Annotated in this window: 15 protein-coding genes; 7 read left to right on the top strand and 8 right to left on the bottom strand. The window is 61.8% G+C overall.

Annotated elements, in window-relative coordinates; genetic code table 11:
* The first annotated feature begins 110 nt into the window (after positions 1 to 110).
* Entirely contained in the window at positions 111 to 1,064 is a 954-nt protein-coding gene (locus tag V8N38_RS18815) for an aldo/keto reductase (protein WP_060441154.1), read from the top strand.
* Between the two features lie 68 nt (positions 1,065 to 1,132).
* Entirely contained in the window at positions 1,133 to 1,750 is a 618-nt protein-coding gene (locus V8N38_RS18810) for a pyridoxamine 5'-phosphate oxidase family protein (protein ID WP_060424858.1), read from the top strand.
* Here V8N38_RS18810 and V8N38_RS18805 read toward each other — a convergent pair.
* Complete coding sequence (locus V8N38_RS18805) at positions 1,747 to 2,313, bottom strand: GNAT family N-acetyltransferase (RefSeq protein ID WP_060441155.1); 567 nt, start codon at positions 2,311 to 2,313, stop codon at positions 1,747 to 1,749. The two genes, V8N38_RS18810 and V8N38_RS18805, sit on opposite strands and share 4 nt — an antisense overlap.
* 51 nt (positions 2,314 to 2,364) lie before the next feature.
* Positions 2,365 to 3,717 carry a molecular chaperone gene (gene yegD, locus V8N38_RS18800; RefSeq protein WP_048234531.1) on the bottom strand — a complete coding sequence of 451 codons (1,353 nt, stop codon included), beginning with the start codon at positions 3,715 to 3,717 and terminating at the stop codon, positions 2,365 to 2,367.
* Between the two features lie 164 nt (positions 3,718 to 3,881).
* Here yegD and alkA point away from each other — a divergent pair, with 164 nt between their 5' ends.
* The gene (gene alkA, locus V8N38_RS18795; RefSeq protein WP_100396705.1) at positions 3,882 to 5,372 is read left to right on the top strand and encodes a DNA-3-methyladenine glycosylase 2; all 1,491 of its coding nucleotides are present in this window, start codon (positions 3,882 to 3,884) and stop codon (positions 5,370 to 5,372) included.
* A 12-nt stretch (positions 5,373 to 5,384) separates the two neighbouring features.
* On the opposite strand, the gene V8N38_RS18790 is transcribed toward alkA, so the two are convergent.
* From V8N38_RS18790 to ppk1, 6 genes are all read right to left on the bottom strand, one after another.
* Positions 5,385 to 5,738 (bottom strand): DNA-binding protein, encoded by a 354-nt coding sequence (locus tag V8N38_RS18790; RefSeq protein WP_049200678.1) that lies wholly within the window; start codon positions 5,736 to 5,738, stop codon positions 5,385 to 5,387.
* Between the two features lie 192 nt (positions 5,739 to 5,930).
* Positions 5,931 to 9,257 carry a diguanylate cyclase gene (locus V8N38_RS18785; RefSeq protein ID WP_147840172.1) on the bottom strand — a complete coding sequence of 1,109 codons (3,327 nt, stop codon included), beginning with the start codon at positions 9,255 to 9,257 and terminating at the stop codon, positions 5,931 to 5,933.
* 185 nt (positions 9,258 to 9,442) lie between these two features.
* Positions 9,443 to 10,876 (bottom strand): magnesium transporter, encoded by a 1,434-nt coding sequence (mgtE, locus tag V8N38_RS18780; protein ID WP_015378729.1) that lies wholly within the window; start codon positions 10,874 to 10,876, stop codon positions 9,443 to 9,445.
* A gap of 103 nt (positions 10,877 to 10,979) precedes the next feature.
* Entirely contained in the window at positions 10,980 to 11,162 is a 183-nt protein-coding gene (locus tag V8N38_RS18775; RefSeq protein WP_004941600.1) for a YfgG family protein, read from the bottom strand.
* A 182-nt stretch (positions 11,163 to 11,344) separates the two neighbouring features.
* Positions 11,345 to 12,895, bottom strand: coding sequence for an exopolyphosphatase (gene ppx, locus V8N38_RS18770; RefSeq protein ID WP_049200673.1), 1,551 nt, complete (start codon positions 12,893 to 12,895; stop codon positions 11,345 to 11,347).
* 10 nt (positions 12,896 to 12,905) lie between these two features.
* A complete protein-coding gene (gene ppk1, locus V8N38_RS18765) occupies positions 12,906 to 14,969 on the bottom strand; it encodes a polyphosphate kinase 1 (protein WP_033648827.1) in 2,064 nt (687 codons plus the stop codon).
* Between the two features lie 395 nt (positions 14,970 to 15,364).
* Between ppk1 and V8N38_RS18760 the strand changes: the two genes are divergently transcribed.
* The 4 genes from V8N38_RS18760 (at position 15,365) to V8N38_RS18745 (ending at position 21,090) form a co-directional block, all read left to right on the top strand.
* Complete coding sequence (locus tag V8N38_RS18760; protein WP_147840171.1) at positions 15,365 to 17,536, top strand: ABC transporter permease subunit; 2,172 nt, start codon at positions 15,365 to 15,367, stop codon at positions 17,534 to 17,536.
* Positions 17,533 to 19,182, top strand: a complete 1,650-nt coding sequence (pstA, locus tag V8N38_RS18755; RefSeq protein WP_147840170.1) for a phosphate ABC transporter permease PstA — start codon at positions 17,533 to 17,535, stop codon at positions 19,180 to 19,182. The genes V8N38_RS18760 and pstA overlap by 4 nt, the downstream gene beginning before the upstream one ends.
* Before the next feature lie 28 nt (positions 19,183 to 19,210).
* Positions 19,211 to 20,023, top strand: a complete 813-nt coding sequence (gene pstB, locus V8N38_RS18750; protein WP_004941613.1) for a phosphate ABC transporter ATP-binding protein PstB — start codon at positions 19,211 to 19,213, stop codon at positions 20,021 to 20,023.
* A 242-nt stretch (positions 20,024 to 20,265) separates the two neighbouring features.
* Positions 20,266 to 21,090, top strand: coding sequence for a hypothetical protein (locus tag V8N38_RS18745; RefSeq protein ID WP_147840169.1), 825 nt, complete (start codon positions 20,266 to 20,268; stop codon positions 21,088 to 21,090).
* Positions 21,091 to 21,093 lie beyond the last annotated feature (3 nt).

Genomic DNA, 21,093 nt, shown 5'->3' with positions numbered 1-21,093 from the left:
TCTGTTTATAAGCGTTGGGTTTTAACTTATAGCCAATGCGTTTTAACGACTTTCTGTATTTGGCGCTAATAATTAACGAGCGAATTATTTAACCCATGGAGCCTCTATCAATGAGCAAAAAACAACTGGGCCGTTCGGGCATTCAGGTGCCGGCGTTGACCTTCGGCGGCAACGTGTTCGGCTGGACGGCAGATCAAGCGACCTCTTTCAGCCTGTTGGATGCGCTGGTGGACAATCAGCTCAACTTTATCGACACCGCCGACGTTTATTCCAGCTGGGCGCCGGGCAATCGGGGAGGCGAATCGGAAACCGTCATCGGCGAATGGCTCAAGAAGAGCGGCAAGCGCGACCAGGTGATCATCGCCACCAAGGTGGGCAAACCGATGGGCGAAGGCAAACAGGGGCTATCGCCGCGCTATATTCAGCAGGCGGTGGAGGATTCGCTGCGCCGCCTGCAAACCGATTATATCGATCTTTACCAATCGCACGACGATGACCGCGATACGCCGTTGGAAGAGACGCTGGCGGCGTTCGATGCGCTGATCAAGGCCGGCAAGGTGCGGGCGATTGGCGCCTCCAACTATCAGGCGGATCGCCTGGAAGAAGCGCTGCGGGTGAGCGAAAGCAACGGATTGGCGCGCTACGAAACCCTGCAGCCGGAATACAATCTGTATGCGCGCGAAGGGTATGAAGCCGAGCTGGAAGGCGTGGCGCAGCGCCATGGTCTCGGGGTGATCAACTTCTTCGCGCTGGCCAGCGGTTTCCTGACCGGCAAATACCGCAGCAAAGCGGATGAGGGCAAAAGCCAGCGCGGCGATCGCATCGTCGAACGCTACCTTAACCCGCGCGGCTTCCGCATTCTGGCGGCGCTGGATCAGGTGGCCGGTAAGCACGGCACCTCCCCGGCGCAGGTCTCGCTGGCCTGGCTGATTGCGCGCCCGAGCATCACCGCGCCGATCGTCAGCGCCACCTCGTTGCCGCAGCTGGATGAGTTGGTCAGCGCCACCCACCTGACGCTGGATGCGGACGACATCCAGGCGCTGAACCACGCCAGCGCCGGGTAAGATGCGTTACCCGGCGGCGATTTTGCTCTATGCTGAAGGGGTCAACATGGCCCATTCAGGAAACCGCAATGTCTGGTGATACCATCAACGACCTCGCGACGCTGGAACAGCTGTACGGCAAACCCGGCGCCCCCTCGGTTTTTAAAGAAGTCAGCTATATCCACCCGGCGTACCGCCCGTTTATCGAGGCGGCGCCGTTTGCCGCCCTCTCGACGGTCGGGCCGGACGGCATGGATGTCTCGCCGCGCGGCGATCCGGCCGGTTTTCTCCACATCGAAGACGAGAAAACCCTGCTGCTGCCGGATAGGCGCGGCAATAACCGCATCGATAGCCTGCGCAATATTCTGCACGACAACCGGGTGGCGCTGCTGCTGCTGATCCCTGGCATCGGCGAAACGCTGCGGATTAACGGGCGGGCGGAGATCGTGGTGGCGCCGGCGGTGCTGCAGCGCTTCGCCCACCGCAATCAGCTGCCGCGTTCGGTGTTGCGCATTCGGGTGGAGGCGGTGTTCTTCCAGTGCAGCCGGGCGATCTTGCGTTCGGGACTTTGGGAAGAGGGCAGCCGCCTCGAACGTTCGGCGCTGCCCAGCCCCGGCCATATTTTGGCCGCGGTGAGCCAAACGCGCTTCGACGGTGAGGAGTACGACCAGGCGCTGCCGCAGCGGCTGAAGGATACGCTGTATTAATCGCCGCGGCGTTCGCGCCACGTTTGCCGGTTCAGCCGGTACAAGACATGTTTTTGCAGCGGGTGCCCCGCCGGCAGGCGTGGGTGCAGGAAGGTTTCGCCGTCAAAGTGCATGCCGATGCGCTCCATCACCCGGCGTGACGGCTGGTTATCTTCGGCGGTGAAGGACACCACTTCCGGCAAGTGCAGCGTGTCGAAGGCACACGCCAGCGCAGCGCGTGCCGCTTCAGCGGCGTAGCCGTTGCCCCAGTGGGCCGCCGCCAGCCGCCAACCGATCTCCACGCAGGGGGAGCAAGGCAGATCGTCGCCCGGCCGCGCCAGCCCGACAAAACCGATAAAGGGCGCGCCGCCTTTCACTTCCACCGCCCATAGCCCCCAGCCATGTTGCTGCATGAAGGCGCGGATGCGTTCGGCCTGCGCGTGGCTTTCTTCGGCCGTCATCGTCGCCGGGAAATAGCGCATCACCTGCGGATCGGCGTTAAGCGCGGCGAAGGCCGGCAGATCGTCGTCGCGCCAGGGGCGCAGCCGCAGCCTGTCGCTGTCGAGGGTAAGGATGGTTGACATGATGCATAGCCTCCAATGAGCAAGGGCGCGGCGAGCCGCGCCCTTGGGCCGTCAACGGAACAGCGTTTGCGCCCAGCGCGCCAGCCCGGCGGTGACCGAGCCGAAGTCGTTGCCGCCGACGATCGGAATGCCCGGCAGCTGCTGTTGCAGCGCGGCGCGCAGCAGCGGCGAACGCGCGCTGCCGCCGGTCAGGTAGATCACCTGCGGCGCGGTCTGGCTGCTGGCCAACGCGGCGCTGACCTGCTCCTGGATGCGCATCAACGGCTGTGAGATGGCGTCGGCGAGCTGATCCTGGCTGATGCTTTCCGCCAGATCGGCCTGGACGAAGCTGAGCGGCGCGCTGATGGCGGTTTGGCCTGACAGGGCTATCTTACTCTCTTCGGCCGCGCGTACCAGCCGGTAACTCAGGCGCTGCTGGTACACTTTCAGCAGGCGTTTGACCTTTTCCGGCTCCGCCGCGTCGAGGATCAGATCGCGCAGCACGCGGCCATTGGCGGCGCTGTAGAAGTCGTTTTGCGCCGGTACGTCGTTGGTCGCCACCGCGTTCCAGTAAGGCAGCGCCGGCAGGGCGATGCCTTTCCCGGTTTCGCCGCCCAGGCCGAACAGCGGCATCAGCTGTTTGAAGGCCAACATGATGTCCAGATCGTTACCGCCGACCCGGCAGCCGCTGTGGCCCAGCAGGCTCTGCTGACGATCGGCGCGGTCGCGCCACTGCGGGCCCATCAGCAGCACCGAGCAGTCGGTGGTGCCGCCGCCGATGTCCACCACCAGCACGGTTTGCTCTTCGCTCAGCGTCGCCTCGAAGTCCAGCCCTGCCGCCACCGGCTCGAACTGGAATTCAATCTCTTTGAAACCGGCGCGTTCGGCGGCGCGCTGCAAAATGCCCTGCGCCTGCCGGTTGGCCTCTTCGCCGCCGATGCCCTGGAAGTTGATCGGTCGGCCGATCACCGCTTGATCGATACCGGCCTGCAGCACGTTTTCCGCCTGGCGTTTGATGTGGAACATCATGGCGCAGACCAGGTCTTCGAACAGGGCGATCTGCTGCGGCTTCAGGCCGTTGGCGCCGAGGAAGGACTTCGGCGAGCGCACGAAGTACACCTCTTCCGGATCTTCCATGTAGTGCGCCAGCGCCTGCAGGCCGAACAGCACGCTGTCGCCGCCGACCGGAATGTCTTCTTCGCGGTTGTAACTGATGGCGCGGCGCAGCAGCTGCTGGTTTTCTTCGCTGCCGGTCGGTACCTGCCAGTGGCGGTGCAGGCACTCGCTCACCGCTTCGCGGGTCGGCGCGCACAGCATCGAAGGCAGATACGGCTCGTTGTTTTCCAGCGTCAGCAGCTCGGGGCCGTGGTCGCGCATCACCGCGACGGAACAGTTGGCTGTCCCATAGTCGAATCCAATAAACATCTCTTTTTTGTCCCCATGCCAATGAAGGGGGGCGACTTTACCCGAGACGGGGCCGGTGGGCAATGCGCTGATGCGCGAGTGTCGAAAAATTTAGCGGGCGCGGCATCGGCATGCTTAACTTAATGTCCGAATTCCGCACGTCAGCGCGCCAGCCGAGCCCCATAATGCAGAAAAAACCGAACCCGAGCGTTGCCATGAATACCCAACAGCAAGCGTTGTACGACGCGCTGCGCGCGCGTGACCGCAAATTCGACGGCCGCTTTTTCGTCGGCGTCTCTTCCACCGGCATTTATTGCCGCCCGGTGTGCAGCGCCCGCACGCCGAAGCTGGAAAATTGCACCTTCTATCCGAGCGCGGCGGCGGCCGAGCTGGCGGGCTTTCGCCCCTGTCTTAAATGCCGGCCGGAACTGGCGCCCGGTCTGGCGCTGATCGATCTGGGCAACCGCTATGCACAGGTGGCGGTGCAGCTCATCGAGCAGGGCTATCTGTCCGAACACAGCTGCGAAGCGCTGGCGGCGCGGCTCGGCATTTCCGATCGCCACCTGCGGCGTATCTTCGCCGAGCAGTTTGGCGCTTCGCCGATCGATTACGCGCAGTCGCACCGGCTGCTGCAGGCCAAACGCCTGTTGGCGGATACCGATCTGCCGCTCAGCGAAGTGGCATTCGCCGCCGGTTTCGGCAGCCTGCGGCGTTTCAACGAGCTGTTCAAGGCGCGCTATCGCCTGATTCCGTCGGCGCTGCGCAGCGGCGGCGCGCGCGGTGAACGGGCCGCCGCCAGCGGCCTGGTGTTCCACCTGGGCTATCGGCCGCCCTATGACTGGGATCGCATGCTGAACTTCTTGCAGGCGCGCGCCGTGCAGGGCGTAGAGCGGGTCGAGGGCCGCCGCTATCTGCGTTCGATCTCAGTCAGCCAGGGCGGTACGGAGTATTGCGGCTGGCTCAGCGTGCAGCCGGAAGAAGCGCGCAACCGGGTCAGGGTAGAGATCGCGCCGGCGCTCAGTTTGGTGACGACGGAGGTGCTGCGCCGCGTACGCTTGCTGTTCGATTTGGACGCCGCGCCGGATCGCATCAATGAGGCGCTGGGTTCGCTGGCGGCCGATGCGCCGGGGCTGCGCTTGCCGGGCTGCGTAAACAGCTTCGAGCAGGCGGCGCGTGCGGTGCTGGGGCAATTGGTCAGCGTGAAAATGGCGGCAACCTTCGCCGGGCGGATGGCCGAACGTTGGGGAGAACCGCTGGCGGCGCCGCACGAGGGCATCACCCACGTTTTCCCTAGCGCTGAACGGGTGGCGCAGCTGCAGCCCGAAGCACTGCGCCCGCTCGGGGTACAGCTGAAGCGCGCGGCGGCGCTGATCGAGATCGCCCGCGCGCTGGGCGAAGGGCGGCTGCAGCTCGATAACGTGCTGGATATCGAACAGGGCATCAAGGCGCTGACCGCGCTGCCGGGCATCGGCAGCTGGACCGCCAGCTATATCGCCATGCGCGCCTGGTCGTGGCCGGACGTGTTCCTGGCCGGCGATTACCTGATCAAACAGCGTTTCCCCGGCATGACGCCGCGCCAGATCGAACGCTATGCCGAACGTTGGCGCCCGTGGCGTTCTTACGCCACGCTGCACCTGTGGCACAACGACGGTTGGGCACCGGAAGGGGAGGAGTGAGGCGCATTCGGGCTAGCGCGGGGCGTCGATCAGCTGCAGCAGGCGGCTCATGCCTTCGCGCATCAGGAACGCCAGCAGCTTTTCCCGCTCGGCCGGCGTCAGATGGTAGTAATACTCGATCCAGACCCGAATAGGATCCTGGCGTTTGATGTCGTAGTCCGGATGGTCGGCCTCGCGTAAGGCCGACAGGCTGCGCGCGCCGAACGGCAGGCTGTCGATATGGTATTCCAGCGCTTTACCCTGCACGCCGCTGCGGCGGCGGCTGACCCAGCCTTCGCGTCGGGCCATCAGATTGACCCCTTGCGGGGTCGAGGGCAACCCCGCCTTCCCCATCAGTTCCCTGGCGGAAAACCATTTCTTTTCCATAGTCCCTTATCCCTGAGCTATCACATGTCGAGGAAAATCAACGGATACGTCGATGTCCGCATGGGAGGTTCATCTTACTTAATCGTTTAAGCTTCAGGTGTTATTTATATCACTAATCTCGTATTGGTTAACATAATGTGAAAGACGAGAGGTGCGGCGCCGCCCGTGAGACGACGCCGGCGAGGGAAGGCGTTAGCGGATGCCGAAGTAGCCGTCGCTGAGCAGAACCGCTAACGGCTGCTCCAGCGCCACCTGGTCGCCGTCTGCCAGATCGACGCCGACATCGCGCAGCGCCTGCAGCGTCACCGGCTGGTGGGCCGGCCCGGCGAGCGTTTGCGCCTTGATCCGATGCGCCGCGCCGTTGAGCATCGAGACCATCAGCTCATCCATCTGGTTGCAGTGCACGTTGGTGATAAAGCGTTCATCGATGCGAATGATGTCTATCTTCTGATCGCCCAGCTCATCGAAGGCATTGATGTTATGCCCAAAACCATTGACGATCAGTCGGCAGCCCAGCTGCTGCAGTTCGCGCAGACACGCTCGGCACTGCGCGGCGTGTTCCAGCACCACGGCTTCATCAACGCTGAACAGCAGTGCCCGCGGCGGCAGCGAGGAAGCGCGCACCGTTTCCGTCAGGAAGCGTTGGAAGTCGGTGTTCAGCAGGCTGTCGGTGGCCAGCGGCAACGCGAGCGACAGCCCCTTGCGCTTGATGTCGTCGGCGTACGATACCAGCAGCTGCGTCACCGCCCAGCGGTCGATGTCCGGCATCAGGCCGTACAGCTGCGCCGCGGCGATGAACGCCTCGTGCGGCAGCGGCCGATCGTCCGGTGCCATCACCTGCAGTTTCACCTGGTGGAACGCGGCCGACAGCGGCGTTGCCGGTGGCGCGACCGCGCGGGTCAGCAGCCGCAGCTGCCCCTCGCTGATGATCGTCTGTACCTCCTGTGGGTTCAGCAATTCATGCTGCCGTTCCAGCAGCTGTTTTTGCCGCGTTTCGTACAGATAAACCTGGCCGCGGCCGTGGTGCTTGGCGGTGTAGCAGGCGATGTCGGCCTGGGCCAGCAGTTCGCTGCTTTTGGCGTCGCCGCCGATGCGCGTGATGCCGGCGCTGGCGCCGACGCGATAAATTTTCCCTTCCCAGTAGAACGGATGCTGGCTGATTTGGTTGACTACCTGCTGCATCAGCGATTTCGCCTGCTCCAGCCGGCAGTCGAACAGGATCAAACCGAACTCGTCGCCGCCCAGCCGAGCCAGGCAGTCGCTGTTGCGCAGCTGATGCCGCATCAGCTGGGCGATGTCCCGCAGTAAGGCATCACCCGCCGCGTGGCCGGCGGTGTCGTTTACCGCTTTGAACCGATCCAGATCGAGGAACACCAGCGAATGCGGCGACGACGGTTCCCCGCCGGCGGCGATCGCCGCCTTCAGCTGCTTCTCGAATCGGGTGCGGTTCGGCAGGCCGGTCAGCGCGTCGTGCGAGGCGCTGTAGCTGAGTTTTTTCATCAGTTCGCGCGAGGCGGTGACGTCCTGCAGCACCATCACCGCGCCCATGGTTTCGCCATCGAGGGTTTTCAGCGGTGAGACCGACTGCTGCACGTCGAAATAACGTCCGTCGCGGCTGTGCAGCACCAGCGCGTAATCTGCCGGCCACTGCCGCGGGTATTGCGTGAGGTTTTCGATTTCCGGGCCGTCTTTGCCGTTGGTCAGGCGCACCACGCCGGCGACCGGCATACCGATCGCCAGGTCGAGCGGCCAGCCGCACATCTGCTCGGCCACCGGGTTCATAAAGGTGATGCGCAGGTGGCTGTCGGTGGAGATCACCCCTTCGCCGATGGCGTCGAGGGTGATGTGCAGGCGCTCTTTTTCTTCGTGCAGCGCCTCGGCGAGGATCTTGAGCTCGGTCATGTCGATATTGGTGCCGATCATGCGCAGTGGCTGGCCCTGGTCGTCGAGGATCACGTTGCCCTGGCCGCGAATATGGCGCAATTTGCCGCCGCGCGTGGTAATGCGAAATTCCATGACGAAAGGCTTGGGATCGGCCAGCAGCGCAGCCAGCTCGCGATCGGTGCGCTCGCGATCTTCCGGCACCAGCAGGGTGCGCCACAGCGCCAGCGTCGGCGTTTGGTCGGGATTGAGATCGTAGAGTTCGAACATGCGCTGATCCCAGGTGAAGTTTTCCTGGCTCATCACCCATTCCCAAATGCCGACGCCGCCCACCTGGTTGGCCAGCGTAATGCGCTCCACCAGCCGGTTGTTCTCCGCCTCGCTGCGTTTGAGGCCGCTGATGTCCTCGACCTGAGAGATGAAGTACAGCGGTTGCCCTTCGGCGTCGCGCACCAGCGAGACGGCCAACAGCGCCCAAACTGTCTGGCCGTCGCTGCGGATATAGCGTTTCTCCATGGTGTAGCTGCTGATGTGGCCGTCGAGCAGATCGTGCAGCTGGCTGAGATCGGCGTTGAGGTCGTCCGGGTGGGTGATCGCCTGGAACGTCAGGCGGTGCAACCCTTCCGGCGTATAGCCGAGCAGTTTGCACAGTGCCTGATTGACCTGCAGCCATTTGCCCTCCGGCGACACCAGCGCCATGCCGATGGCGGAATACTCCAGCGCGCTGCGAAAGCGGCTTTCGCTCTCGACGATGTGCTGTTTCTCCACCCGGAAGGTGTGCATCACCATCGCCATCGCGTGTGCCGGGATCAGGATCAGCAGCATCGGCAAGTACAGGCCAAGCTCACCGAAGACGTGTGCAGAGGCCTGCAGGTGCAGCACGCCCAGCGAGATCAGCACCGTGATCAGTAGCAGGGTGCAGAAACAGACGGCGAAGGCTTCGAAGCGCGGCAGCGCGATGGCGGCCCACAGCAGCGGCAGGATGACGAAGGTGAACGGGAACGGCAGATAGGTCAGCGCCAGGTAGCTGAAGGCCAGGGAGCCCATCAGCGTGAGCAGCAGCGGGTAGGGGTTCAGCGCCGCCAAGGTGCGGCGGTGATAGGTGAGGCCGAGCGGCGCCAGCGACAGCACCCCTATTGCTTCGGAGATGAACCAGATGCCGAACGATTGCCAGAACGTTTGATCCGGCGTGGGCGAGAGCCCGGCGGCCAGCAGCGCGCTGAACAGCGGGGTGAAGATCACGGCGCACACCACAAAGCGCAGCCAGCAGCCCAGATCGCTCAGCGGATCGTTCGCCGGCAGCGTGCGGCGCAGCAGCAGGGCGCAAACCGCCGCTTCCAGCAGGTTGATGGCGGCCAGCTTGACGGGAGTGGCGCTGACGCCGAACAGCAAGAAGCTGGCGAGCACGATGCCGAGGCCGCTGGCCAGCAGCGGCAGGCCCCAGTGGCGCGGGGCGTGGCGGTACAGCACGGCGATCGCGGCGGCGGTCGGGAACCACAGCGGCGTGAAGTGGCGGGCTTCGCTGGACAGCGACAGGCTCAGCAAGGCGAGCAGAAACGTCGCCAACGCCACTAACAGGGAATGCGTCAGCATGACGCCTTTGTGGGTGCCGAACGTGTTCGGCGCGCTGATCTCCATAGACACCCTTACCGATGGCCTCTGTCAGTGATTGGATTCATGACGTGGATGAATTAAGACGATTTATTGGCAAAGGGTAGTACAGCGCGAGAGGAAAACCTACCGGGAAGGCCGACTTTGCTGCGTTAACGCAAACCCGGCGACAGAATGACGAAAAAGCCGGCGCGGGGCCGGCTTTTGGCGTATTACAGCAGGAACAGGGTGGCGAGGCCGAGGAAGATGAAAAAGCCGCCGGTGTCGGTCAGCGCGGTGATGAGCACGCTCGAGCCGACCGCCGGATCGCGGCCCAGTTTGAGCATGGTCATCGGGATCACCACGCCCATCAGCGCCGCCAGCAGCAGGTTGAGCAGCATCGCCAGCGTCATCACGCCGCCCATCGCCGCGTCGCCGTACAGCAGCCAGGTGATCACGCCCATGATGCCGCCCCACACCACGCCGTTGATGATGGCCACCCCCAGCTCTCTGAGCATCAGGCGTGAGATGTTGCCGACTTCGATCTGGTGCAGCGCCAGCGCGCGCACGATCATGGTGATGGTCTGGTTGCCGGTGTTGCCGCCGATGCCGGCGACGATCGGCATCAGCGCCGCCAGCGCCACCAGCTGGGAAATGGTGTGTTCGAACAGGCCGATCACGCGCGAGGCGACGAATGCGGTGCAGAGGTTGATCGCCAGCCAGGCCCAGCGGGTCTTGACCGCCTTGCTGACCGGGGCGAACACGTCTTCTTCCGGGCTTAAACCGCCCATGCGGCGCAGGTTGGTGTCGCTCTCTTCGTTGACGGCGTCGACGATCTCTTCGATGGTCAGGCGGCCCATCAGTTTGCCCTTGGCGTCAACCACCGGGGCGCTGATCAGGTCGTAACGCTCGAACGCGCCGGCCGCTTCATCGGCCTTGTCTTCGGGCTGAAAGGTGGCGGGATCGCTGTCCATCACTTCGCGCACCGGGATCTCCGGATCGTTCAGCAGCACCGCGGTCAGCGGCAGCTCGCCCAGCAGAGTGTTTTTGCGGTCGGTGACGAACAGTTTATCGGTGGCGTCGGGAATGGTTTTGCGCATGCGCAAAAAGCGGTGCACCGCGCCGAGCGTGACGTCCGGCCGCACCGTCACCAGTTCAAAATCCATCATCCAGCCGACGCTGTCTTTGGCGTACTGGCTCATCTCGCGCACCTGGGCGCGCTGCTCCGGCTCCAGCGAGGTCAGCAACCGGCCCATCAGGTTACGCGGCAGGTATTGCGCCAGGTAGGCCTGTTCGTCGACGTCCAGCGTTTTGATCGCTTTGAGCAGGTCTTTGTCGCTCATTTCCTCGATCAGGCTGTCCCAGACCGGCTCGGCGACCTCCACCAGCGTCTGGCCGCGCTTGCTGTTGCCCACCAGCCGCCACAGCGCCATACGTTCATCCTGCGGCAGCGCTTCCAGCAGGTCCGCCAGGTCGGCGGCGTGCATGTCGTCCAACAGGCCGGTGATTTCCGCCGTCTGGTTCAGCAGTTCGCTTTGGCTGAGGGCGTGCTCATCCCCTGGCCGGCCGAGAATGCCGTCGACCAATTCCTTATTGTTCAACAACAGAGTGAGAATGCGCTGGCGGTGTTCAGCGACTTTTTTGACGTTATGGGTTGCGGCTGACATGGTGTTCCTTAACGGGCGCTCGGCGTTCCTGACGCAGGCTCATTAAAAGATAGAGCATAGCGAGTGCCGGAGTCATTTTTATGAAACGGACGGGGCTCGGCGGTTATTCAGAGGAGGCGTCCTGTTGCGGCGCGCTGACTTCGGCGGCGTTTTGCGCAGCGGCCTGCTTTTTTTCCTGATGATGAGGCACCGCCACCACGGCGGCGTACAGCAGTCGGCCGACTAAAATGATAAAGCTGATAAACAACACTATCTTCGTCATCTGTCCGGTGGTTTTCTTGCGCATATATCACCCGGTATGCCGGTATCCTGTGTTATTCGCTCGAGAATTTGTAACCGGATTTTAGGCGCTGATGACAAAAGTTGTCCATTTTTTTCCGGCGTGCGGCACGGCGCATTAGGGTTTCGTTTAGGTTGTCGGGGCGAGGGCGGAAAGAAAAACCCCCTGTCTGGCAGGGGGCGGGGGGATCAGGCGGAGCGCTGTTCGTCTTGCGAGCCTTCTTCGTCGATCAGCAGCTTCCAGCCGACGACGTCGTTCCAGTAGGCCTGCTCGCGTTCGAAATCGAGCTGCACCAGGTTGTTCTGCGCCAGGTAGCCGGCCGGGAAGCGCAGCGTCCAGTGGTTGTCGTCGGTGGTCAGGCGCAGCGTTTCCGGCGTGGTGGTCGACTGACGCTGGTTGTTGAGCAGGGTGCTCAGACGCAGCAGCTGGATCAGCGGCAGGTAGTGTTTCTTCTTGAACAGGTTGAGGCGCGGCAACTCTTCCAGCTTGATCGCCTTGCGGTGGAAGCGCACCAGCGCCGCCAGCAGCAACTGCTGTTCCTGGTTGAAGCCAGGCAGGTTGGAGTTTTGCAGAATGTAGGCCGAATGGCGATGCATGCCGCTGTGGTTGATGCTCAGCCCCACCTCGTGCAGCATGGCGGCCCATTTCAGCAGGGCCTCCAGCTGCGGGTGCGCCAGCTTGGTGTTTTGCGCCATCCACTGCGAGTAGAGCAGCTCGGTGGTTTCCAGCACCCGCTTGGCCTGTTCGCGGTCGATGTTGTAGTGATCGGCCAGGCTCTTGGCGGTGCGGCTGCGGATGTCCTGGTGGCGGAAACGGCCTTCCATTTCATACAGCACGCCTTCGCGCAGCGCGCCATCGGACAGGCGCAGATCGCGGATCGCCAGCGCATCGAACACGCCGCACAGAATAGCCAGCCCCGGCACGAACACCGATTGGCGGTCTTCCGACAGCCCCGGCAGGCTCAGCGAGCTGAAGCTTTTGAACTGCAGCACCTGCTCGGCGAGCATTTCCAGGCGATCCAGGGTGATGAGACCGTCTTTTTCCCCCATCGCCACCAGCACTTCGTGGGCGGCCTTGATGGTGCCCGAAGCGCCCAGCGCATACTGCCAGCCCTGAATGCGGTACTGCCAGGCCAGCGTTTCCAGCTTCTGCGCCGCCGCCAGCCGCGCGCGGCGGAAGTTGTTTTTGCTGATCTCGCCGCCCGGGAAGAACAGCTGGGCGAAGCTGACGCAGCCCATGCGGCGGCTTTCCGCCAGCAGCGGCTCGAAGTCTTCGCCGATCACCAGCTCGGTGGAGCCGCCGCCGATGTCGATCACCAGCTTGCGGCCTTTCTCCGGCTGAGTGTGCTCCACGCCCATGAAGATCAAACGTGCTTCTTCCTGACCGGCGATGATTTCTATCGGGTAGGGGATCACTTTGGCGGCGCGCTTGAGGAACACTTCGGCGTTCACCGCCTGACGCAGGGTGTGCGTCCCGACGATGGTGACGTTATCCGCCGGGAAGCCCTGCAGCCGTTCGGCAAACAGGGCCAGACAGGCCAGGCCGCGTTCTATCGCCTCTTCACTGAGTACGTTGTTGCTGTCCAATCCGTCGGCGAGATGCACCCGCTGTTTTAAACGGCCCAATACCTGTAAGGCGCCGTTGACGACGCGGGCGATCACCATATGGAAACTGTTCGACCCGAGGTCGATGGCGGCGATTTCCTGCGGTTTGTTCGTTGCAGTGTTTTTTAGCGGCATAGTTGCTGGCCTACTGTCCTGGTTGTTCCAGAGCTTTTAAATACTCGTAAATAGCCACCTGGGCACGCACTTTGCGGCGGTTGCCGCGCGGCACGTACTGGTTGCTCAGTTCTTTATCCACATAACGGGCCTTGACCGTATCGCTGAACAGGATCTCCAGGATGTCCAGAACGCGCTGTTTCAGCGCCGGATCCAGCAGCGATACCGCCACTTCGATACGGTAATCTATGTTGCGGGTCATCCAGTCGGCGGAGGACAGATACACCCGTTTGTCACCTTTATTGTCGAAAACGTACACCCGATCGTGTTCCAAAAAGCGATCGACGATGCTGATCACCTGAATATTGTCGCTGATCCCCGGCAGGTTGGGAATCAGGGAACACATGCCCCGCACCAGCAGGCGGATCTTCACGCCGGCGCCGGACGCGGTATATAACCGATCTACCAGCCCTTTATCCACCAGATTATTTATTTTCAACATAATGCCGGCCTGTTCCCCGGCCTGGGCGTTGGCGATTTCGTTGTCAATCAGCTCATACAGTTTCAGGCGCGAGTTCTGCGGCGACACCATCAGGTTGTCGAAGGTGACCGGCCGGTAGGGGTTCTCGATAAAGTTGAATACCCGGCGTACCTCGTTGGTGATGCGTGAGTCGGCGGTCAACAGCGAATAGTCGGTGTAGATGCGCGCGGTTTTTTCGTTAAAGTTGCCGGTACCGATATGAGCATAGCGCACAATTTCATCACCTTCACGGCGCGAAATCAGGAACAGCTTGGCGTGGATTTTCAGGCCCGGCGCCGAGAAGATCACGTGTACGCCGGCTTCGGTCAGGCGCTTCGCCCAGTGAATGTTGGCCTCTTCGTCGAAGCGCGCCTGCAGCTCGACCACCACCGTGACCTTTTTGCCGTTGTGCGCGGCGTGGATCATCGATTCGATGATGCGCGAATCTTTCGCCACCCGGTAGATGTTGATCTTGATAGCCAACACGCTCGGATCGAACGACGCCTGGCGCAGCAGCTCCAGCACGTGCTCGAAGGTATGGTACGGGTAGTAGAGCAGCACGTCTTTTTCGCGAATGGCGTCGAAGCCGTTGCGGAAACCGTCGAACCAGATGTGGCGCAGGCGCGGCAGCGGCTTGTTGACCAGGTTGGCCTTGCCGACGTTCGGGAAACTGATGAAATCTTTGAAATTGTGGTAGCGGCCGCCGGCGATCACCGAATCATAGTTGGAGATGCCCAGCTTGCCGCGCAGCAGCTCCACCATTTCGTTCGGCATGTCGCGCTGATACACGAAGCGCACCGGCTCGGCGGTCAGGCGCTGTTTCAGGCTGGAGGACATCAGTTCCAGCAGGCTGGATTCCATTTCGGTGACCAGATCGTACTCCGCGTCGCGGGTCATTTTCATCGAGTAGGCGTTGAGCGCGTCGTAGTCGAAGAAGCCCTTGAAGATATCGTCCAGGCAGTAGCGCAGAATGTTGTCCAGCAGGATCATCGGCTTACGGCGGCGCGGCGCTTCCGGCGGCAGATTGACGAAGCGCGGCACCTTGTCGGACGGGATCTCCAGCAGCGCATAGTCGATGCGCGCGCCGCGAATGATCTCCACCGCCAGGTAGGTGTAATCGTCTTTCAGGAACTGCACCAGGTTGGTGTCGTGGTTGATCAGGATCGGCGTGATGTGCTGGCGCAGATGCTGTTTGAAATATTGCCGCAGCCAGATTTGCTGGTTCTCGGACACCTGGCGTTCGTTGATCAGGAAGATCTGATTGCGCGCCATTTCCAGCAGCAGATCGTTGTACAGGCCGTCGAACTCCTGATCGGTTTTCAGCACCTTGGCCTGGATCTTTTTCAGCAGGTGGCGCGAGGCGCCGGCGGAGCCTTGCTCTTCGCTGATCAGGATGCGCCGTTTGAGATCGGCGAAGCGGACTTTATAGAACTCGTCGAGGTTGTTGGAGTAAATGCCCAGAAAACGCATACGTTCAATCAGGGGATTGCTCTTATCTGCGGCTTCCTGCAACACGCGTTCATTAAAGGATAACCAGCTTAGTTCTTTTTCGATGTAGAGCTTTTCCTGACCCATTGCCACTCCAGTTCAAATTTAGAATAGGATCCGGGACGCAGCGCCCGGATGCCGCTCTAGTGTCCTTCATCATTATTGCGAGAGATTGACAGGAAAGTCCAACATATCCATTGCGTTGGCGCGCGGCGTTTTTTGGCGGCAATAAATTTTCGCCGATGCAGGGCGCAGGGGGGGGAATGAGCAGCATGAAATGAAGGTTAGCAGGCTTATTCTTGGTGATATTAAGCGTGTTTGCGTTCATTTTTCAGCAATATATCAACGCCATATTGTCTGTTTGCAGTGTAAAAAACCTGGGTTATGGTGGGTAACTTTGTCATGCAAACGTCATAAAACTGACATAAGATGCCCGGTTATCTTACGGCGCAAGCCCGATTACATCAGCGACAGCGAGACACATGACACAGACGACGGCCAATCAACATCCCCGAGATCGCATGCGCGGGCGCATCGACCGCGGCGTGCAGGCGGCAGTAACCGCCAGCGGGCTGATGGTGCTGATGACGTTGATGCTGATCTTCGTCTATTTGCTGTTTGCCGTGCTGCCGCTGTTTAAACCGGCCTCGCTCGGCCAGGCGCAGCCACTGCCGATCGCGGCGTCGGCCCCGGCGCTGGCGCTGGGCATGGATGTGCAGCAGCGCGTCGGTTACCGCATCGACGCGCAGGGCGCGGGGCAGTTTTATCGCCTGACCCCGGCACCGAACGGCCAGCCCCAGGCGCCGCTGGCGCAGCAGACGCTGCTGGCCAAACCGGCGCTGCTTGCCCAGGCCGCCGGAGAGCGCGATCTGTTTGCGCTGGCGCAGGCCGACGGCCGGTTAGTGGTGACGCGCGCGGATTTCGCGACGGCGGAAAACGGCCGGCCGCAGTGGTTGTTCCCGCTCGGGCAGCAGCCGTTGGCGCTGGATCCGCAGCGCAAGCCGCTGAAACTGCTGTCGCTGGCGGATGCCCATCGCGGGCAGTATCTGCTGGCTGGGGTGACCGACGATCGGCGGCTGGTGTTCGGCCGTTTCAGCCCTGACCGGCCGCCGCAGTTCAGCGAGCGGCCGCTGGAACAGGATGCAGAACAACTGGTGCTGACGCCGGATGGCCGCCAGCTTTACCTGCTGACCGGCAACCGGCTGGCGCGTTATCAGATCGACGGCGCGCAGCTGCAGCTGCGTGAAACGCGCACCCTTGGCGAACATGCCCCGTATCAGATGACGGCGCTGCCCGGCGGCAGCGCGCTGCTGATCAAGGGCGCCGACGGCAATCTGCGCGAGTGGTTCGAAGTAGAAAAAGAGCAGCGCTGGCGCCTGACGCCGGTGCAGCATTTCGACCATGGCGCCGACGGGCAGGAGCTGACGGTGGCTGAGCCCTATCGCCGGGTGTTCGCCACCCTGCGGCCCGATGGCGGCTTCTCGCTGTTCTCCACCATTCAACCGCAGCCGCTGCTGAATACCCGTTTGGGCGCCGAGGTGCAGCAGATGGCGTTTGCGCCGCGCGGCGATGGCCTGCTGCTGGAGAGCGCGCAGGGCTGGCAGCGCTATGCGCTCGACAACCCGTATCCGGACGTTACCTGGCGTTCGCTGTGGGGCAAGGTGTGGTATGAGAACTACCCGCAGCCGGCCTATGTTTGGCAGTCCACCTCCGGCGAAGACAGTTACCAACCCAAATTCAGCCTGATGCCGGTGATCTTCGGCACCTTCAAGGCGGCGGCTTACGCGATGCTGTTCGCTATTCCCCTGGCGCTGGCCGGCGCCATCTATACCGCTTACTTTATGACGCCGGGGCTGCGGCGGGTGATCAAACCGGCTATCGAAGTGATGGGCGCGCTGCCGACGGTGGTGATCGGGCTGGTGGCCGGCATTTGGCTGGCGCCGATCATCGAGCAGTATCTGTTGGCGGTGCTGGCGTTGCCGCTGCTGCTGGCGGCGGCGGTACTGCTGTGCGGCGCGTTGACCCATCGCTTTATGCCGCGTTGCCGGCCGGGTGTCGATCTGCTGTTGCTGTTGCCGCTGCTGGCGTTGACGGTGTGGCTGGCGCTCAGCCTGGGGCCGCGGCTGGAGGTGGCGCTGTTCGGTGAGCCGCTGCATTTCTGGCTGGGGGATAATTACGACCAGCGCAATGCGCTGGTGGTGGGCGTGGCGATGGGCTTCGCGCTGGTGCCGATCATCTTCTCGCTGGCGGAGGACGCGTTGTTCAGCGTGCCGGCCACCCTGAGCCAGGGCTCTTTGGCGCTGGGCGCCACCCAATGGCAGACGGTGATCAAGGTGGTGCTGCCTTCCGCCAGCGCCGGCATTTTCTCCGCGCTGATGATCGGCTTTGGCCGCGCGGTGGGGGAAACCATGATCGTGCTGATGGCCACCGGCAATACGCCGATTATCGACGGCAGCCTGTTCCAGGGGCTGCGGGCGCTGGCGGCCAACATCGCCATCGAGATGCCGGAGGCGGTCTCCGGCAGTAGCCATTACCGCGTGCTGTTCCTGACCGCGCTGGTGCTGTTTGTCTTCACCTTCGTGTTCAACACGCTGGCGGAGGCGGTGCGCCTGCGGCTGCGCAAGCGCTACACGCCGAATCAGGAGGCACCATGAAGAACTGGGTGAAGAGCGGCTCGCCGTGGATTTGGCTGACCGCCGGTTCGGTGGCCGTCAGCCTGTTGGCGCTGATCGGCATTCTGTTGCTGCTGGCTGGGCAAGGGATGCGTTATTTCTGGCCGAGCCCGGTTTATCAGTTTGAGCTGAATCAGAACGGCGCCGGGCCGGTGACGGTGATCGGCGAGCTGTATCAGCAGCAAAGCATTTCGCGCCGCCAGCTGACGGAAGCGGGCGTGACGCCGCCGGGCGAGGCGCAAAACGTCGAACGCTATCTGATCAAGGTCGGTAACCGCGAGCGCGAGGGGCAGGATTTTCGCACGCTGCTGGCCAGCGACATCCGCAGCCAAAGCACGCCGCGCGGCCTGCTGGTACTGGAGCGCGACAGCCACGGTACCGCCTACGGCTATCTGGCGGGGCTGCTGGAGGATGGGCAACCGCTGACCGGCCGCAATCTGGGGCAGGCGTTGCAGCAGCGGCTGCCGCAAATCGCCGCGCTCTCGCGTCAGGCGCACGATATTCAATTCCGCGATATGGCGCGCATCAATCAGCAGTTTGACGCGCTGCGGCTGCGGGAAAAGCGCCTGCAGCGCGACGATAAGCTGGACGCCCGTGCGCAGGACGCCATCAAGGCCGAGCGGCTGGAGTTACAGCGGCAATACCAGCTGCTGTCCGAACGCCTGACGGGGCTGAACCGCGATCGCCAGCGCGATGCGCTGCTGCTGCGCGACATGCACGGCCAGACGTTGACCATTCCGCTCAGCCAGGTGCGCGATGCCTGGTACCCGAACGCCATGAACACCACCGAGAAGCTGGCGCACTGGGGCGAGCAGGTGAAGAAGTTCCTCACCGACAGCCCGCGTGAGGCGAACACCGAAGGCGGGGTGTTCCCGGCCATTTTTGGCACGGTGTTGATGGTGATCCTGATGTCGATCGTAGTGATGCCGTTTGGCGTGATCGCGGCGGTATATCTGCACGAGTATGCCGGCAACAATCTGCTGACGCGGGTGATCCGCATTGCGGTGGTCAACCTGGCCGGCGTGCCCTCGATCGTCTATGGCGTCTTCGGCCTCGGCTTTTTCGTTTATATGATAGGCGGCACGCTCGACCAGCTGTTCTATCCTGAATCCTTGCCCAACCCGACCTTCGGCACGCCCGGCGTGCTGTGGGCGGCGCTGACGCTGGCGCTGCTGACGCTGCCGGTGGTGATAGTCGCCACCGAGGAAGGGCTGTCGCGCATTCCCACCTCGCTGCGGCAGGGCTCGATGGCGCTGGGTGCCAGCCGGGCCGAGACGCTGTGGCGCATCGTGCTGCCGATGGCGGCGCCGGCGATGATGACCGGCCTGATTCTGGCGGTGGCGCGCGCCGCCGGGGAGACCGCGCCGCTGATGCTGGTGGGGGTAGTGAAATCGGTGCCGGTGCTGCCGGTGGACGAGATTTTCCCGTATCTGCACCTGGAGCGGAAGTTTATGCATTTGAGCTTCCAGATCTACGATATGGCATTCCAGAGCCCGAGCGTAGAGGCGGCGCGGCCGCTGGTGTTCGCCACCGCCTTCCTGCTGGTGACGATCGTGGTGAGTTTGAATCTGGCGGCGATGGGTATCCGCCATTCGTTGAGGGAGCGGTACCGAGCATGGTCGCAGTAACAATGACGCTATTTTTGGGGAGTGCGTAATGGGTTTGATGACGCCAGGCAGTTTGCCCCGGCTGGATGTCCAGCATCTCGACGATGAACAGACCGCGCTGGCGGTCAACGGCCTGAACCTGTTTTATGGCGATAAACAGGTGCTGCACGATATTTCGCTGCGTATCCCGAAGCACCGGGTGACGGCCCTGATCGGTCCCTCGGGCTGCGGTAAATCGACGCTGCTGCGCTGTTTCAACCGCATGAACGATCTGGTGGACAACTGCCGCATCGAGGGCGAGCTGCAGCTGAACGGCGCGGCGATCTCCGGGGCACAGATCGACGTGGCGGCGCTGCGGCGGCGGGTGGGCATGGTGTTCCAGCGGCCGAACCCGTTCCCGAAATCGATCTATGAAAACGTGGTGTACGGCCTCCGGCTGCAGGGCGTGCGCGACCGGCGCTTGCTGGATGAGGCGGTGGAGCGTTCGCTGCGCGCCGCCGCGCTGTGGCATGAGGTGAAGGATCGGCTGCGTGAAAATGCGTTCCGCTTGTCCAGCGGCCAGCAGCAGCGCCTGGTGATCGCGCGCGCCATCGCCATCGAGCCGGAGGTATTGCTGCTCGACGAGCCGACCTCGGCGCTGGATCCGATCTCCACGCTGACCATCGAAGAGCTGATTTCCGCGCTGAAACAGCGTTACAGCGTGGTGCTGGTGACGCACAACATGCAGCAGGCGGCGCGAGTCTCCGACTACACCGCCTTTATTCATCAGGGCCGGCTGGTGGAGTATAACGACACCGACGCCATCTTCACCTCGCCGCGCCAGCGGCGCACCGAGGATTATATTACCGGGCGGTATGGGTGAGGAGAAAGTAACGGAAGTCTCAGGCTTCCGTCATATTGTGAAGTGAAAAATCAAAAATGGTATCGACAACCAATATCTTTTATCGATTTCATGCCGATTAATGCTATATAAATGAGAATAGCCGAACGTTTACTGATTGCCTGAGTAACGTTATTACGTTGCAGAGCAATACCATTTGCATTCAACCATAAATATCAGGCTGATAACGATTTTATAATACTGTTAATATAAGGGTGTTACGCATGAATATTGACGATAATTATATTAAAGAAATTATTATTCCTCTGATGACTTTATTATTGCCGGTATTGATATCGGTAATAAAATGGTGGTTCTCGCGCTGGTCAAAGGGGCAAGACAACCGACGTAATCACCGATTTGATGCTGTCAGTGCAGATAAACGGATCTCCGTGTTGGCACATATTGAGAGATTGCGAGCCAAGCCGCAGGAAGGCATCACGCAATTGCAAATCAAGGCGCTGTATGAAAGCATCGGCATTCGCCTGCCGGTCTGGATCGCGCATCAACTCACGGAGTATCTGGGTAAGGCGCCTTTGCCGTTAACCAGCCCCATTCTTAACAGCTTTTTACGTCATGTTTTGCTCTGTGTAGTGAAAAACGGTGTTTTCTCTTTCAGTGCCGAACGGTGGAAGCGTCAGCGCCGGGGACTGCTGGGATTCCTGATACTGAGTTTAGCTGCCATCGCTTATGGTTTCTTTGTTACCGTGCCGCCTTTAGGCATGAGTGCACCCAGCGCCGGCAACACGTTCTGGTTTTTCTTTTTCCTCTTAACCTATCTCGCCATGGCGATTTTTGTTGTGGCCTGGTCGATCGACGAATGGGTTTCGCTTAACGGCGCCAAAGCTTTCTGGTTGATATGGCAACCGAATCTGTGCCAACAGGAAGAGGAATATCAGGCGCGTTGCCGGCATCAGCAGGAGCAAGCGGTGAAAGAACATGTGGATTCAGCCTTTATTCCGCTGAGTGAAAGCGATGTGTGCGAAAAACCGCTGCGTAGTTGGCTGTTGCGGCGATTGGGAGGGCGTAAGGCGGCTGTGAATATATGATAT

The organism is Serratia nevei, assembly GCF_037948395.1.
Classification (GTDB): Bacteria; Pseudomonadota; Gammaproteobacteria; order Enterobacterales; family Enterobacteriaceae; genus Serratia; species Serratia nevei.
Note: the sequence above shows the minus strand (reverse complement) of the source record. Positions and strands in the feature narration are given on the sequence as shown.

Coding starts and splice junctions, on each gene's coding strand:
- alkA (WP_100396705.1), top strand. CDS start 3,882: ATGCAGAAAAAACCGAACCCGAGCGTTGCCATGAATACCCAACAGCAA.
- V8N38_RS18785 (WP_147840172.1), bottom strand. CDS start 9,257: ATGGAGATCAGCGCGCCGAACACGTTCGGCACCCACAAAGGCGTCATG.
- ppx (WP_049200673.1), bottom strand. CDS start 12,895: ATGCCGCTAAAAAACACTGCAACGAACAAACCGCAGGAAATCGCCGCC.
- mgtE (WP_015378729.1), bottom strand. CDS start 10,876: ATGTCAGCCGCAACCCATAACGTCAAAAAAGTCGCTGAACACCGCCAG.
- V8N38_RS18790 (WP_049200678.1), bottom strand. CDS start 5,738: ATGGAAAAGAAATGGTTTTCCGCCAGGGAACTGATGGGGAAGGCGGGG.
- pstA (WP_147840170.1), top strand. CDS start 17,533: ATGAAGAACTGGGTGAAGAGCGGCTCGCCGTGGATTTGGCTGACCGCC.
- V8N38_RS18745 (WP_147840169.1), top strand. CDS start 20,266: ATGAATATTGACGATAATTATATTAAAGAAATTATTATTCCTCTGATG.
- yegD (WP_048234531.1), bottom strand. CDS start 3,717: ATGTTTATTGGATTCGACTATGGGACAGCCAACTGTTCCGTCGCGGTG.
- V8N38_RS18810 (WP_060424858.1), top strand. CDS start 1,133: ATGTCTGGTGATACCATCAACGACCTCGCGACGCTGGAACAGCTGTAC.
- V8N38_RS18775 (WP_004941600.1), bottom strand. CDS start 11,162: ATGCGCAAGAAAACCACCGGACAGATGACGAAGATAGTGTTGTTTATC.
- V8N38_RS18805 (WP_060441155.1), bottom strand. CDS start 2,313: ATGTCAACCATCCTTACCCTCGACAGCGACAGGCTGCGGCTGCGCCCC.
- V8N38_RS18815 (WP_060441154.1), top strand. CDS start 111: ATGAGCAAAAAACAACTGGGCCGTTCGGGCATTCAGGTGCCGGCGTTG.
- ppk1 (WP_033648827.1), bottom strand. CDS start 14,969: ATGGGTCAGGAAAAGCTCTACATCGAAAAAGAACTAAGCTGGTTATCC.
- pstB (WP_004941613.1), top strand. CDS start 19,211: ATGGGTTTGATGACGCCAGGCAGTTTGCCCCGGCTGGATGTCCAGCAT.
- V8N38_RS18760 (WP_147840171.1), top strand. CDS start 15,365: ATGACACAGACGACGGCCAATCAACATCCCCGAGATCGCATGCGCGGG.